Source organism: Mycobacterium sp. 852002-51057_SCH5723018 (assembly GCF_001667035.1).
Taxonomy (GTDB): Bacteria; Actinomycetota; Actinomycetes; order Mycobacteriales; family Mycobacteriaceae; genus Mycobacterium.
The window spans coordinates 21,390-35,905 of sequence record NZ_LZIR01000065.1 but is presented as its reverse complement, the minus strand read 5'-3'; the positions used below and the strand labels follow the sequence as shown (position 1 = coordinate 35,905).

The following is a 14,516-nucleotide window of genomic DNA, read 5'->3' as shown; positions in this document are numbered from 1 at the left end:
CCGCCCCCCGCCCCCCCCCCCCCCCCCCCCCCCCCCCCCCCCCCCCCCCCCCCCCCGCCCCCCCCCCCCCCCCCCCCGCGCCCCCCCCCCCCCCCCCCCCCCCCCCCCGGCCCCCCCGCCCCCCGCCCCCCCCCCCCCCCCCCCCCCCCCCCCCCCCGCGCCGCCCACCAGCGGCGGCGCAGCGCCGGCGCGCTCACGACGCCGACGGACGGGACGCCGTCTTCGAGCAACGCGATCAAACTGGCCCACACCGGCACCCCGCGCACGAAGTTCTTGGTCCCGTCGATCGGGTCGATGATCCACTCACGTCCTCCCAGCGTGGCCGTGCCGCCGAACTCCTCGCCGACGATGCTGTCTTCTGCCCGCTCGCGCCAGAGCACCTCACGCAATTCGGACTCGACGGCGCGGTCCGCGTCGGTGACCGGCGTCAGGTCGGGTTTCGTGTCGACGCGCAGGTCCAACGCGCCGAACCGGGCGGCGGTCAGCGCGTCGGCGCGGTCGGCCAGCAGCAGCGCCAGCGTCAGGTCGTCGGGGTTCATGCGAGCAGTCCTACCACGGCGTCGCGAAGGCCTAGCCTGGATGAGTGTGGGAATTCGGTCTGCTGATCCTGCTGGTGGCGGTCTTGGGGTTGTTCCTCGCCCAGCGGTTCGTGCCGCGGGGACCGCGCGGTGAGGTGGCGAGCGGCACGCTGCTGGTGACCGGCGTCAGCCCACGACCGGACGTCGGCGGCGAGCAGTACGTGACCATCGCCGGTGTCATCAACGGACCGACGGTCAGTGAGTACGCCGTCTATCAGCGCATGGCGGTCGACGTCGACCAGTGGCCCACGATGGGCCAGCTGTTGCCGGTGGTGTATTCGCCGAAGAACCCGGACAACTGGAGGTTCGCGCCGGCAGTACCGCCGGCCGCCTAGCTGCGGATCACCCACCCGCCGGCGGGCGCGTCATCACGGTGAGCCGGGTCCCGTACCGCGGCAAGACGCCGGAGGCTCGCGCCACCGTCCCGGCCGGCATCCCGGGCACGCCCGGATAACCGGACCCGGCCAGCTCGTCGGTGCCCGGAAGCGTGGTCAGGCCGGCGGGCTGCAACGCCGTGACATGGCTGCTCGACGGCGTCGACCAGGCCGCGGGCACCGACATCGGCCCAATCGCCTTCGCCCGGCCCATGCTCACCGTGATCGCATTGGTCAGGCCGCCGAGTCCCGAGCCGGGCGTCGCGCCGCCCAGCGAGCCGAACCCTAAGGGCCCGAGCGCGGGCGAAGGCCCCGCGACGCCGGATAGATAGGCCAGGTTGGCTTGGGCGCCGGTGAGCGAAGCCGGGATGCCCGCGATGGTCCCGGTCGAGCCGATTGCCGTCTGTGCGCCCAGTATGGAGTCGAGCACGTTGAAACTGCTCGGCACGATCGGAATCGGACTGAGCGCAAAGAGCTTGTCGAGGCCTTGACCCACCTGCTGACTCAACTGCGACAACGTCGAGTACAAGTTGTCGAGGAGGGTGTTTTGCGCCTGGGTGGCGGCGGCGGTTTGAGCGGCGACGCCGTCCGGGGTGGTGGTCTGTCGGGGGGACACGAAGGACGTCAACCGGGCGGCCGCCGCCGAATTGACGGCGTAGCCGTTCATGGCGGTGGCGTCCTGCGCCCACATCTCGGCGTATTGGGCTTCGGTGGCCGCGATCGCCGCGGTGTTCTGGCCGAAGAAGTTGGTCGCTATCAGGGCTTGCAACAGCGCCCGGTTGGCCGCGACCACCGGCGGGGGCACCGTCATCGCATAGGCCTGGTCATATGCCGCCGCCGCCGCCCTGGCCTGCATGGCGGTCTGCTTCGTCTGCTGGGCGGTCGCGGTCAGCCACTCGACGTAGGGCGCGGCGGCGGTCGTCATCGACTCCGAAGCGGGGCCGCGCCAGCGCAAGGTGGCCAGGCTCGAGAGCACCGAATCGTAGGCCTCGGCGGTGGTGCGCAATTCGGCGGACAGCGAATCCCAGCTTCCTGCGGCCGCCAATAGTGAGCCGGATCCCGGGCCGCTGTAAATCCTGGCGGAATTGATTTCGGGCGGGAAAAGGGCGTAATCCATTGCCAATTCTCCTTGCTGGTGTGCGTGGTGAACTGTGCCGCGCCCGAACGACACCCTGGTCGGCCGCCGCCGCATCGGCAGTGGTCAGGACAAAATGTAGGCGGCGGCCCGCGTTTGTACTGAGATTTAGGGGCAAACGTCGCCCCGTGTCCGCGAGGGCGGGCGGCTCCCGTAACCGCGGCGGCGGACTTAGCGTCCCCCGAAAGCGGTTCATAGGGACTAATGGCACCCATTTGTGAATCCAATGCCCCTGGGTTAACGCAGCCTGGCCCCAATAGCGTGGCGGAGGGGCCCGGACTGCGTTTTGGCCATTCCGTCCAGCGCACGAGGCCGCGAGGGACGCGGGTGAGCTCGGGAGGGGCGTTGGTCCGGTTCTTCTTGGTCGACGATCACGCGGTGGTGCGGCGCAGCCTGATCGATCTGCTCGGCGAGGACCCCGACCTCGAGTTTGCCGGCGAGGCGGGTTCGGTCGCCGAAGCGATCGCCAAGATCCCTGTGGCGAGCCCGGATGTCGTTGTGCTCGACGACTGGTTGCCCGACGGCAACGGCATCGAACTGTGCCGTGACCTGTTGTCCCGCATGCCCGATCTGCGCTGCCTGATCCTGGCGTCGTATGCGTCGGACGTGGCGCTGTTGTATGCGATCCTGGCCGGCGGCAGCGGATATGTCGTCAAACAGATCAGGGGAATGGAGTTGGCGTGCGCCATCAAGGCGGTGGGGGCCGGGCGGTCGCTGATCGACAAGCGGGAGGCGGACGCGGTGATGGCGAAGCTGCGGCGGCTCGCCGACAACAGTGACGGGCGCCCCGGGCTCAGCGACGGGGAACGGAAATTGTTGGACTTGCTCAGCGACGGCCTCACCAACAAGCAAATCGCCGATCGGATGCTGCTGACGGAAGACTTGGTCAGAACCTACGTATCGCGGTTGCTGGTCAAGCTCGGCGTGGCACGCTGAACTCAGCCGTGGCTGACGCGCAATAGCTCCGCCAGGCTGGGCAGCTTGACGCGGGGGCGCCCGTGCGGCTCGCCGGCCGACCGCTCGTGGCGATCGATGACCTCCCAGTGGGCGGAGGTGACTAGTTTCGGCTGGCGCGAGGCCAGCCAGTCGGCCAGCTTGTCGGCGTGGTCCTCGGGGAAGCCCGCGAGTGCGCCTTGTTGTTTGGAGCCCGCCAAGTCAGCCAGCAGGGTGTCGACGGTCTCCTGGGAGTCCTTCTTATTGGTGCCGATGACGCCCGTCGGCCCGCGCTTGATCCACCCGACGACGTACTCGTTGCGGCTGCCCTCGACCCGCCCGCCGGCATTCGGGATGGTCGCGCTCTTGGCGTCGAACGGCAGCCCCGGGGTCGGCACACCGCGGTAACCAACCGACCGCACCACCAACTGCACCGGCAGCTCCTCGCGCTCGCCGGTGTCCTTGGCCGCCACCCGCCCGCTCTCGTCGGTGACCAGTTCGTTGCGGCCCAGCACGATGCTCTCCACCTTGCCGTCGCCTTTGATCTCGACCGGAGACGTCAAGAACCGGAACACAATTCGACGATGGCCGGGCCGCGGCGCGCGCTGTGCGTAGCCGCGCAGCACCTTGATGTTCAGCTTGGTCGTCTTGCCCGCCGCCTCGGCGTCCTCGTCGGTGATGCCCTCCAGCTGCGCTGGGTCGACGATCACGTCGACGCCGTCCAGGTCCGCCAGCTCCCGCAGCTCGAGCGTGGTGAACGCGGTCTGCAACGGTCCCCGCCGTCCGATGATCACGACCTCGTCGACGCCGCACGGGCGGAGCGACTGAAGGGCGTGGTCGGCGATATCGGTGAGCGACAACACATCGGGATCGGTCACCAGGATGCGGGCGACATCCAGAGCCACGTTCCCGTTGCCGACGACGATCGCGCGGGCACCGGAAAGATCCGGCGTCGCCTGCTCGAAGTTCGGGTGCGCGTTGTACCAGCCGACGAAGTCGACCGCGGAGATGCTGCCCGGGAGGTCCTCGCCGGGGATGTTCAACGCGCGGTCGGATTGCGCCCCGACCGCATAGATGACGGCGTCGTAGCGCTCGGCGAGTTCCCTGGCCTCGACGTGTTCACCCACCACCACGTTGCCGAAGAAGCGGAAGCGGGGGTCTTCGGACGTCTTCTCGAATTGCTTGCTGATCGACTTGATCTTGGGGTGGTCGGGCGCGACGCCGGAGCGCACCAGCCCCCACGGCGTCGGCAGCATCTCGAGCATGTCGACGGCCACCTCGACGTCGTCGGACGCGTCTGCCGCCTTCAGTAACGATGCCGCGGCGAAGAAACCCGACGGGCCGGAGCCAATGATCGCGACGTGGAATGGGCGCATACGCGAGCCTTCTGTTCGTGCCGGGCTGCGCGCGAGGGGGCTGAGCGTCGCAGCGGGACTGCACATACTGGTCACTTGATGCTAAACGCTGACCGGAGACGTTGACCTGAGCATTCGACGCCAGGCATGGCGCCGGTAACGTGGGCGGCTGTGGAACCCGACCGTCAAGCCGACATCGCCGCGCTCGACTCCACCCTGACCACGGTGGAGCGGGTGCTCGATGTGGACGGTCTGCGGGGCCGCATCGAAAAGCTCGAGCAGGAGGCGTCGGATCCCAAGCTGTGGGACGACCAGACCAACGCGCAGCGCGTGACCAGCGAGTTGTCCCACGCACAGGGCGAGCTGCGGCGCGTCGAGGAGCTGCGCCAGCGCCTCGACGACCTGCCGGTGCTCTACGAGCTGGCGGCCGAGGAGGGCGAAGGGGCCGCCAGTGGTATCGAGGCCCGGGCCGAGGCCGACGCCGAACTCAAGGCGCTGCGCGCGGATATAGAAGCCGCCGAGGTACGCACGCTGCTGTCGGGGGAGTACGACGAGCGCGAGGCGCTGGTCACCATCCGTTCCGGCGCCGGCGGGGTGGACGCCGCCGACTGGGCCGAAATGCTGATGCGGATGTACATCCGCTGGGCCGAGCAGCACAAGTACCCGGTCGAGGTGTTCGACACCTCCTACGCCGAAGAGGCGGGCATCAAGAGCGCGACTTTCGCGGTGCACGCCCCGTTCGCCTACGGCACGTTGTCGGTCGAGCAGGGCACCCACCGGCTGGTGCGGATCAGCCCGTTCGACAACCAGAGCCGGCGCCAGACGTCGTTCGCCGAAGTCGAGGTGCTTCCGGTGGTGGAGACCACTGATCACATCGACATTCCGGAGGGCGATGTGCGGGTGGACGTCTACCGGTCCAGCGGTCCGGGCGGCCAGTCGGTGAACACCACGGATTCGGCGGTTCGTTTAACCCACATCCCGACGGGTATCGTCGTGACTTGTCAGAATGAAAAATCGCAACTGCAGAACAAGGTTTCGGCAATGCGAGTGCTCCAGGCAAAGTTGTTGGAGCGCAAGCGATTAGAAGAGCGCGCTGAGCTGGACGCCTTGAAAGGCGAAGGTGGCAGTTCCTGGGGCAACCAGATGCGCTCCTACGTACTGCACCCGTATCAGATGGTCAAGGATCTGCGAACCGAGTATGAGGTGGGCAATCCGGCCGCTGTTCTGGACGGAGACATCGACGGGTTCCTAGAAGCGGGGATCCGGTGGCGTAATCGAAAAGATGACGACTGATAAAACTCTGCTTGCTACTGGAATGACACAGCACTGGCACGACTTCTGGCGTGGCAACCTGGGCGAGTGGATCCTGGGCAAGGGTCTGCACATCGTCATGCTGCTGATCGCGGCGGTGCTGGCGGTCCGATTCGTCACCTGGGTGGCCCTGCAGGTGACCCGGCAGCTCGACGAGGGCTTCGTCGAAAGCGACGCCCTGGTGCGCTCGGAGGCAACCAAGCACCGCCAGGCCGTCGCGTCGGTCATCCAGTGGGTTTCGATCGTGATCATCGCCATCTGGGTCATCGTTCAGATCAGCGCCGTTCTGCAATTTTCCGTGGGTGGGTTGGTTGCGCCGGCCACGGTCCTCGGTGCGGCGTTGGGCTTCGGTGCCCAACGGGTGGTCCAGGATTTGCTCGCCGGTTTTTTCATCATCGTCGAGAAGCAATACGGCTTCGGTGACCTGGTCGCGTTGACCGTCACCGGTGTCAATGTCGAGGCGCGCGGCACCGTCGAGAACGTGACGTTGCGGGTGACCAGGCTGCGCTCGTCGGATGGTGAGGTGTTCACCATCCCCAACGGTCAGATCGTCAAAACGGTGAACCTCTCCAAGGACTGGGCGCGAGCGGTGGTGGATATCCCCGTCTCGACCAGCGCCGACCTCAACCGGGTGAACGAGGTCTTGCATCAGGAGTGCGAGCGCGCGCTCGACAACCCGCTGCTCGGCGATTTGCTGCTGGACGCACCCACCGTCATGGGGGTGGAGAGCATCGAGGTCGACACCGTCACTCTGCGGATGGTGGCCCGCACCCTGCCCGGCAAGCAGTTCGAGGCGGGTCGGCAGCTGCGCGCGCTGGTGATCCGGGCCCTCGCGCGTGCCGGCATCGTGACCGCCGCCGACGCCACGGTGGGCCTGGTCGAAGATCCCGCTGTCCCGGCTGCGCAGGCGGCTTTGGAAAAAGCCGGGGAGCAGGGTAAGGACGCGGTGCAGCAGCGGTGAAGTTCACGCTGAACATCCTCGAGAAACGCGGTGACGACGCGGAACGACGCTGGCCGAACTACGTTTTCGGCGGCCGGATGCGCACGTCGACCCTGGTGTTGATCGTCGCCTTCCTGGCGGTGTGGTGGGTCTACGACGCGTATCGCCCGGAACCGGCTCCCAAGGCGCCGCCCGCCCAGGTCGTGCCGCCCGGGTTCGTGCCCGACCCGAACTACACCTGGGTGCCGCGCAGCAAGGTGCAGCAGCCGCCGGCGACCGTCACGACCACGCCGACGCCGACGACCACGACGCCGACGCCGACCACCACTCCGCCGCCCGTGACCACCACCACAACGCCCCCGCCGTTCGTGTTGCCGACGCCGCCCTGCCTGCTGCCGCCGCCCTTCTGCCCGCCGAGCACGAGCCCCCCGACATCGCCGCCGCAGCTGCCGCAGCCGGGGCCCGGTCCGGTGCCGACTTCACCACCACCGGCCGGTTGACTTCGCTCGCCAGCGAAATTCACCGCTACACTGGCGTGCCGTGATGATCACCCTTGACCATGTCAGCAAGAAGTACAAAGCGTCGGCGCGTCCGGCGCTGGAAGACATCAACGTCAAAATCGACAAGGGTGAATTCGTCTTCCTGATCGGCCCGTCGGGCTCGGGTAAATCGACGTTCATGCGGCTCCTGCTCGGCGAGGAGTCGCCGACGGTCGGCGATGTGCGGCTCTCGAAGTTTCACGTCAACAAATTGCCTGGGCGCCACATCCCGAAGCTGCGGCAGGTAATTGGGTGCGTATTCCAGGACTTCCGGCTGCTGCAGCAAAAGACGGTCTACGAGAACGTCGCATTCGCGCTGGAAGTGATCGGCAAACGGCGAGAGGCGATCAATCGGGTGGTGCCCGAAGTGCTCGAAACCGTGGGCCTGTCCGGCAAGGCCAACCGGCTGCCGCACGAGCTGTCGGGTGGCGAGCAGCAACGGGTCGCGATCGCCCGCGCCTTCGTCAACCGGCCCCTGGTGCTGCTGGCCGACGAGCCCACCGGCAACCTCGACCCCGACACCAGTAAGGACATCATGGATTTGTTGGAGCGCATCAACCGCACCGGCACGACGGTGCTGATGGCCACGCACGATCACCACATCGTCGACTCGATGCGCCAGCGCGTCGTCGAGCTGTCCCTGGGCAGGCTGGTTCGCGACGAGCAGCGCGGCATCTACGGGATGGACCGCTAAGTGCGCTTTGGCTTCCTGCTCAACGAGGTCCTGACCGGCCTTCGTCGCAACGTCACCATGACGGCCGCGATGATTCTGACGACCGCGATTTCGATCGGCCTGTTCGGTGGCGGCCTGCTGGTGGTTCGGCTGGCCGACAACTCGCGCGCCATCTACCTCGATCGTGTCGAGACGCAGGTCTTTCTCACCGAAGACGTCTCGGCCAACGACCCGTCGTGCAGCGCCAACCCGTGCAAGGCGCTGCGGGAGAAGATCGAAGGGCGCGAAGACGTCAAGTCGGTGCGGTTCCTCAACCGCCAGGACGCCTACGACGACGCGATCCGAAAGTTCCCGCAGTACAAGGACGTTGCCGGGAAAGATTCGTTCCCTGCGTCGTTCATCGTCAAGCTGAACAACCCCGAGCAGCACAAGGACTTTGACTCCGCCATGCAGGGTCAGCCCGGGGTGCTTTCGGTGCTCAACCAGAAAGAGTTGATCGACCGGCTGTTCGCGGTGCTGGACGGTTTGAGTAACGTCGCGTTCGCCGTCGCGTTGGTGCAGGCCGTCGGCGCGATCCTGTTGATTGCCAACATGGTCCAGGTCGCGGCGTATACGCGGCGGGAGGAAATCGGGATCATGCGGCTGGTGGGGGCCAGCCGCTGGTACACCCAGCTGCCGTTCCTGGTAGAGGCAATGTTCGCGGCGACGGTCGGCGTGGCCATCGCGATCGCCGGCCTGATCCTGGTGCGCGCAACGTTTTTGGACAACGCGCTGAACCAGTTCTACCAAGCCAACCTGATCGCTCGCGTCGACTACGCGGACATCCTTTACATCTCGCCAATTCTTTTCCTGCTCGGCGTGTCGATGGCGGGGTTGACGTCCTACGCGGCGTTGCGTCTCTACGTGCGGCGGTAGCTGTGGCCGGCAACTCCTCTCGGGGCAAGGCGGCGGGCGGCAAGCGCGGCAGCAAACAGGTGGTGGCCACCAATCGCAAAGCGCGCCACGACTATTCGATCCTCGAACTTTTCGAGGCCGGAGTGGCTTTGCAGGGCACCGAAGTGAAGAGCCTGCGCGAGGGGCACGCATCTCTGGCCGATGCGTTCGCAACCGTTGACGACGGCGAAGTCTGGTTGCGTAACTTGCACATTCCCGAGTATCAGCACGGTAGCTGGACCAACCATGACCCACGTCGCAACCGAAAGTTGTTGTTACATAGGCAACAAATCGACAGACTGGTCGGCAAGATACGAGATGGTAACCTCGCGCTCGTGCCAATGTCTCTGTATTTCTCCGAAGGAAAGGTCAAGGTCGAACTCGCACTCGCGCGCGGCAAGCGAGCTTACGACAAACGCCAGGACATGGCCCGCCGCGACGCCGAGCGCGAGGTGCATCGCGTACTGGGGCGCCGAGCCAAGGGCATGAGCTGATCGGGGCGGCTTACGCCCAGTTGTCGGCCGTGACGTACGGCGTCAGCGACTTCGTGGGCGGTGTAGCCGCTCGACGGGTGGCCGCGCTGCGGGTGATGCTCGTGGCCTACCCGCTCGAGGCCCTGATCATGGGTGTGCTTGCCGTCACCGTGGGCGGCCCGATCCAGTCCGGCGCGGTGCTGTGGGGCGGCCTGTACGGCGTCGGCATGGCGTTCGGCATGTGGGCGTTTTTCGCCGCGCTGGGTGCCGGGCCGATCTCGGTGGTCTCACCGCTGGCGGCCGTGCTGAACGCCGCCGTGCCCGTGGCGGTAGGTGTGGCGCTGGGGGAGCGGCCCGGCCAGGCCGCCTCGTTGGGCGTCGCGCTGGCGCTGGTCGCGGTCATGCTGGTCAGCCGCGAAGCCACCGTCGAAGGGGGTACGCCGTATCGGTTTACCCCGAAGGTGGCCTGGCTGACGATCTTGGCGGGCTCGGCGATGGGGCTCAACCTGGTGTTCCTGCATCAGGCGCCACAGGCGTGCAAGCTGTGGCCGCTCGTGTTCGCCCGGCTGTCGGCGACCGCGGTGGTGTTCGTCATGGCCGCTTTCAGCAAGAACCTGCGGCTGCCGAGCGGCAAGCCACTGAAGCTGGCGCTCGGTGTGGCCCTGCTGGACACCTGCGCCAACGTGACGATGCTCCTGGCGCTGCACACCTGGCTGCTCTCGTTGGCCAGCATCCTCATCTCGCTGTATCCGGCCGCGACCGTCTTGCTGGCGATGGTGGTGCTGCGCGAGCGGGTGAGCCGCTGCCAGGGGGTCGGCATGGTGATGGCCATGGGTTCTGTGGCGATGATCGCCGCAAACTAGATCCCCCAGCGCAGTCTTACCTTCCGCGAAGCGCCTTAACATGGTGCCGACAGCAGCAGAGTCGTGGCGGGGAGCTTGCGTTGGGCACGTTTGATTCCGAGGACCCGGTGATCCGGGAGTTGTCCGGCGCGGTGGAACGCAGCCCCGGCGTGGTCGAGCTGCGTCTGCATCTCGCCGGTCTGCTCGCCGACCGGGGCCGCTTCGCGGAGGCGCTCAGCCACTGCAGCGCGGCGCTGACCCAGGACGCCGGCAATGCGGGCGCGCTGACCCTGTTGCAGCGGTGCAGCGCGGCGCTGGCGGGCACCCCCGGCGACACGGCGCCGGCCGCGCAGCCTGCCGCCGCCAACGAGGGCTTCGATTGGTCCAGCGCCGAAAAGCAAGTCGAGGGCATCATCGAGCCCGCCTTCGTCGAGCCGCCGGCCGACGCGGTGAACGACGACGACTACGACGTCGTGGAGCGAAGCCAGGTCCGGCTTGCCGACGTCGCGGGCATGGCCGACGTCAAACAACAGGTCGAGCTTTCTCTGCTGGGCCCGATCCGCAACCCCGAACTGATGAAGGCCTACAAGATCTCGGCGCGCGGCGGGCTGCTGCTCTATGGGCCACCGGGCTGCGGCAAAACCTATATCGCCAAGGCCATCTCGGGTGAGATGGACGCCAATTTCTACCAAGTGGGAATCGCCGAAGTCCTGCACAGTTGGCTCGGTGAATCCGAACGCAGCTTGCACTCGATCTTCGACACAGCCCGGCGGAACGCCCCCTGCGTCCTGTTCTTCGACGAGGTGGATGCGTTGGGCCACCGGCGTTCCGGGTTGGCCGGTAGCTCCGGCCTCCGCACGATCGTCAATACCATGCTCGAAGAAATGGACTCGGCCGCCTCCGACAACGACGGGGTCTATGTGCTCGGCGCGACCAACGCCCCCTGGGACGTCGACCCGGCGCTGCGCCGGCCCGGCCGGTTCGACCGGATGATCTTCGTCGGCCTGCCCGACTCCGAGGCCAGGGCCGGGATCGTCCGCTTTCATCTGCGCGACCGGCCGGTGGCGGGGATCGACCTGCAGTCCATCGCGAGCCGCACCGAAGGCCTCTCCGGTGCAGACCTCGCGCACATCTGCGACACCGCAACGCAATTGGCGATGGCCGACTCGATGCGCGCCGGGCAGGTTCGCCCGGTGACGATGGCCGACGTCAACGCCGCCGCCGCGCAGATCCGCCCCAGCACCGGGCCGTGGTTCGAGACCGCGCGCAACGTCGTCGACTTCTCCAACAACGACGGCACCTACGACGAGCTGGCGAAGTACTTGCGGCGCAGGAAATTTCGCTGATGCCGGACTCCGGCCTTAACCAATCGGATCGAGCGGACCAAGCTGTTTACGTCGCCGAGGCGTACTTCGACAGCAAGAACTACGAGCGCGCCCGCGACGTCCTGCGCCAATCGTTGTCGCAGCACCCGACCGATCCGGTCCTGTTGGCGCAGCACGCCCGGGCCGAATACCTGCTCGACAATCTTCCGGCCGCCGCCTCGAGCGCGTACGCCGCCCTTTCGGTGGCTCCGCAGGACGAGATGGCCATGCGGATCTATACGCTGTCGCTCGACGGCCTGGGCCGCTACTACGACAGCATGTGGATGGCCTGGCGCACGGTGGTCACGCATCCGAATGAACCGCTGCCACACCGCCTTTACGCGCGGCTGCTGCAGAAATGGCGCCAATTCCCCGTGGCGCTGCTCGCGGTGGACGAGGCGTTGCGGCTTGCGCCCACGGACGTCGACGCGCTGGTCCTGCGCGGCTCCATCCTGAACGACCTGGGCAGGATCGCCGAATCCGACGCGGCGTATCGGCAGGCGCTATCGCTGGACCCGGGCAACGCCGAGGCGCTCAACAACATGGCCGTCAACCGGATGCAGCGTGGCAGGTTCCAGCACGCGTTGCGGGGGTTTCTCGGGGCGGCCGGCCTGGACCCTGCCCTCGGGGACCTCGCCCGCAGGAACATCGGGGTGGTCCTGCGCCGGGTGCTCAGGTTCGTGACCATCGCCGCGGCGATCCTCGGCTTCCTCGTCGCCCTCGCCGCCGGGCTGCAGCACGGGGGGCACCCGACCGCGACGCTGCGGGTGGCGGCCGGGTTGCTCACCGCGGCACTGATCTTCGTCCTCGCCCGAGTGGGTCGCATCATCCCTCGCCCAGTGCTGGCATCGGTGCTGCGGGAGCAGGTTTTCGTGACCCTGCGTCTCGTGCACGCGCTGGTGGCGGTGGTGGCGGGCGCCTGGGTCACCGTCTCACCGTGGTCGACGCCGATGCTTCCCGTCGGCGTCATGCTGGCGATCAGCGGCCTGGTTCTTTTTCGGATCGGCTCCTTTATCGGCAGGTGATGGGCCTACGATCCGACCATGGCAGAGCGCCCCATCACCCTCCTCGACAAATCCGACGTGCTGACCGGCCTCTTTGCGGTGTGGGACTCCATCGACGCGCTGCTGGACGGGCTGCCCGAGAACCGCTGGCGGGCGGCGACGCCGCTGCCCGGGTGGGACGTGAAAGCCGTGGCGTCGCACATGATCGGGACCGAGTCGTTTCTGGCCGGCATCCCGGCCCCCCAACCCGACGTCGACGTCGCGGCGTTCGACCATGTGCGCAACGACACCGGGGTGATGAACGAGTGCTGGGTGCGTCATCTCAGCGCGGAATCGGGCCCGGCCGTTCTCGAGCGGTTTCGCTCCGTGACCAAGGATCGGCGCGCGGCCCTGACCAGCATGCCCGACGAAGAGTGGAACGCGGTGGCGCCGACGCCGGTGGGGCCGGAGAGCTACGGGCGGTTCATGCGGGTACGCGTGTTCGATTGCTGGATGCACGAGCAGGACATGCGCGAGGCGTTGGCACGGCCGTCGTCCGACGACGAGCTGGACGGGACAGCGTCCCAACTTTCCCTCGACGAGATCGCGGCCACCATGGGGTACGTGGTCGGCAAGCTGGCCAAAGCCCCCGCCGGGTCGCGCATCTTGTTCGAGCTGACCGGACCGCTGACCCGCGGCATCCGGGTCAACGTCGACGGGCGCGCCCGGCTGGTCGACGACTTCGCCGGCCAGCAGCCAACGGCGACCATCCGGCTGGACGGGCTGCAGTTCACCAGGCTTTCCGGCGGTCGCCCGATGAGTGCCGCCCGTATCCAGGATGTGGAACTCGGCGGCGACAAAGACGTTGCGGGCCGGATAGTCGAAAACCTCAATTTCGTGATCTGAGCGCATATTCGAGGCGCACCCGATAGTCAAAGCGACATACGTCACACGTTGCGGGCGGATGTTAGTCAGCCCCCGGTGATCGGGTAGCCGAAGGTTACGGACGCACCTCGCGCCGACAAAGAACGTCAATCGCCAGGAGGCTGATTTTTGATGACTGCACCCGACACCACTCGTTTGCTCGCCCAGCTGCGCACGCTGCTGGACCTGACCAACACCGAGATCCAGATCGCGGAGACCCGCGTCGTCCAGGCTCGCACCGAGGCGGTGCGTCGCGAGCTCTCCCAGAATGCCGCGAACGGCCGCAAGCGGGCCGATGCCCTCGAGGCCGCGATTCGCAAGCTGGGCGGCTACCCCGACGTGATCGGCCCGTTCCTGGGCCGCGCCGCCGCGGTGGTCAAGGCGCTGACCGAGCAGGCGGAACCGTTCGACGAGGCGCTGTTGGGTGACCTCGCACTCGAGGACCAGCTGCTGGATCGCGCGCGTTACGCCAAGGCGCTGGCCGTGGCCGCAAAACGCCAGGACATCGAGAATCTCGCCGATCGCCTGATCACCTCGCACTCGGCCACGGTGGACTGGTTGACCACCGTGCTGGCCGAGGATGCGCTCGGCGGGCCCGCGGCCCTTCGTCGCACCCCGCTGCAGGCGGCCGCCGGCACCGCGGTGAAGCTGGTCAACCTGCCGGTCGCGTGGTCGGCCCGCGGAGTGGACAGGGCCGTCGACACGCTGCGCTCCACCGGTCCGGCGCTGGGCGACCTGGTCAAGCGCGGCGGCAACGCGGGCGAGATTGCGGCCAAGGCGCTGGCCGCCTCGCAGAGTGCGGCCCTGAAGGCTGCCGAGCGGGTCACCCGTTCCGAGGGCGCGGACGGTGCCGCCGACGCGTTGCATTCCGGTCGCACCGCCGTCGGCGTGCTGGACACCAAGGAGCTGCCCATCCGCAAGTACGACGACCTGAGCGTCAGCGACGCGATCGCCGCGATCAAGAGGCTGACCGTTCCCGACGACGTTCGCGCGATCATCGCCTACGAGGAGGCGCACAAGAATCGCCAGCGCGTCGTCTCGGCGGCGCAGACCCGCGTCGCGGCCATTGCGCAAGACGTCGTCGGCATCAGCTAGCGGAGAGCCACCAAGCGCTCGCCGCTCCGGCAACCGAGTACCCCCTGCAGTCGCAAGACCGGGG

16 protein-coding genes are annotated in these 14,516 nt (G+C 67.5%); 13 read left to right on the top strand and 3 right to left on the bottom strand.

The features are described from left to right. The coding region (locus tag A5764_RS12920; protein ID WP_304441325.1) for an inositol monophosphatase family protein at nucleotides 1-539 on the bottom strand (539 nt) is incomplete at its 3' end. Nucleotides 540-583: 44 nt separating this feature from the next. Here A5764_RS12920 and A5764_RS12915 point away from each other — a divergent pair. Beyond that, a complete protein-coding gene (locus A5764_RS12915; protein WP_067113896.1) occupies nucleotides 584-913 on the top strand; it encodes a hypothetical protein in 330 nt (109 codons plus the stop codon). A gap of 7 nt (nucleotides 914-920) precedes the next feature. On the opposite strand, the gene A5764_RS12910 is transcribed toward A5764_RS12915, so the two are convergent. Further along, the gene (locus A5764_RS12910; protein ID WP_067113895.1) at nucleotides 921-2,069 is read right to left on the bottom strand and encodes a PPE family protein; all 1,149 of its coding nucleotides are present in this window, start codon (nucleotides 2,067-2,069) and stop codon (nucleotides 921-923) included. A 363-nt stretch (nucleotides 2,070-2,432) separates the two neighbouring features. Here A5764_RS12910 and A5764_RS12905 point away from each other — a divergent pair, with 363 nt between their 5' ends. Then, nucleotides 2,433-3,023 carry a response regulator transcription factor gene (locus A5764_RS12905; RefSeq protein ID WP_067113901.1) on the top strand — a complete coding sequence of 197 codons (591 nt, stop codon included), beginning with the start codon at nucleotides 2,433-2,435 and terminating at the stop codon, nucleotides 3,021-3,023. Between the two features lie 2 nt (nucleotides 3,024-3,025). Here A5764_RS12905 and A5764_RS12900 read toward each other — a convergent pair whose 3' ends face one another. Further along, nucleotides 3,026-4,396, bottom strand: a complete 1,371-nt coding sequence (locus A5764_RS12900; protein WP_067113894.1) for an FAD-dependent oxidoreductase — start codon at nucleotides 4,394-4,396, stop codon at nucleotides 3,026-3,028. 150 nt (nucleotides 4,397-4,546) lie between these two features. Between A5764_RS12900 and prfB the strand changes: the two genes are divergently transcribed. The 11 genes from prfB to A5764_RS12845 all read left to right on the top strand — a co-directional run bounded on the left by prfB (nucleotide 4,547) and on the right by A5764_RS12845 (nucleotide 14,452). Further along, a complete protein-coding gene (gene prfB, locus A5764_RS12895; protein ID WP_067113893.1) occupies nucleotides 4,547-5,668 on the top strand; it encodes a peptide chain release factor 2 in 1,122 nt (373 codons plus the stop codon). Next, a complete protein-coding gene (locus tag A5764_RS12890; RefSeq protein ID WP_156664652.1) occupies nucleotides 5,658-6,647 on the top strand; it encodes a mechanosensitive ion channel family protein in 990 nt (329 codons plus the stop codon). Before prfB ends, A5764_RS12890 begins: the two co-directional genes overlap by 11 nt. After that, nucleotides 6,644-7,126, top strand: a complete 483-nt coding sequence (locus A5764_RS12885) for a hypothetical protein (RefSeq protein ID WP_067113891.1) — start codon at nucleotides 6,644-6,646, stop codon at nucleotides 7,124-7,126. The genes A5764_RS12890 and A5764_RS12885 overlap by 4 nt, the downstream gene beginning before the upstream one ends. Before the next feature lie 43 nt (nucleotides 7,127-7,169). Further along, nucleotides 7,170-7,859: a cell division ATP-binding protein FtsE gene (ftsE, locus tag A5764_RS12880; RefSeq protein ID WP_067113890.1), complete on the top strand. Its 690-nt coding sequence runs from the start codon at nucleotides 7,170-7,172 to the stop codon at nucleotides 7,857-7,859. Beyond that, the gene (gene ftsX, locus A5764_RS12875; protein ID WP_067113889.1) at nucleotides 7,860-8,753 is read left to right on the top strand and encodes a permease-like cell division protein FtsX; all 894 of its coding nucleotides are present in this window, start codon (nucleotides 7,860-7,862) and stop codon (nucleotides 8,751-8,753) included. A gap of 2 nt (nucleotides 8,754-8,755) precedes the next feature. Continuing rightward, complete coding sequence (gene smpB / locus A5764_RS12870; RefSeq protein ID WP_067113888.1) at nucleotides 8,756-9,265, top strand: SsrA-binding protein SmpB; 510 nt, start codon at nucleotides 8,756-8,758, stop codon at nucleotides 9,263-9,265. A 92-nt stretch (nucleotides 9,266-9,357) separates the two neighbouring features. After that, complete coding sequence (locus tag A5764_RS12865) at nucleotides 9,358-10,107, top strand: EamA family transporter (RefSeq protein WP_197501365.1); 750 nt, start codon at nucleotides 9,358-9,360, stop codon at nucleotides 10,105-10,107. Nucleotides 10,108-10,187: 80 nt separating this feature from the next. After that, nucleotides 10,188-11,432, top strand: coding sequence for an ATP-binding protein (locus A5764_RS12860; RefSeq protein ID WP_067113887.1), 1,245 nt, complete (start codon nucleotides 10,188-10,190; stop codon nucleotides 11,430-11,432). Continuing rightward, nucleotides 11,432-12,475 carry a tetratricopeptide repeat protein gene (locus A5764_RS12855; protein ID WP_067113886.1) on the top strand — a complete coding sequence of 348 codons (1,044 nt, stop codon included), beginning with the start codon at nucleotides 11,432-11,434 and terminating at the stop codon, nucleotides 12,473-12,475. Before A5764_RS12860 ends, A5764_RS12855 begins: the two co-directional genes overlap by 1 nt. Before the next feature lie 18 nt (nucleotides 12,476-12,493). Continuing rightward, nucleotides 12,494-13,339, top strand: a complete 846-nt coding sequence (locus A5764_RS12850) for a maleylpyruvate isomerase family mycothiol-dependent enzyme (protein ID WP_067113885.1) — start codon at nucleotides 12,494-12,496, stop codon at nucleotides 13,337-13,339. Nucleotides 13,340-13,489: 150 nt separating this feature from the next. Then, nucleotides 13,490-14,452 (top strand): ferritin-like domain-containing protein, encoded by a 963-nt coding sequence (locus A5764_RS12845; protein ID WP_067113884.1) that lies wholly within the window; start codon nucleotides 13,490-13,492, stop codon nucleotides 14,450-14,452. Nucleotides 14,453-14,516: the final 64 nt, after the last annotated feature.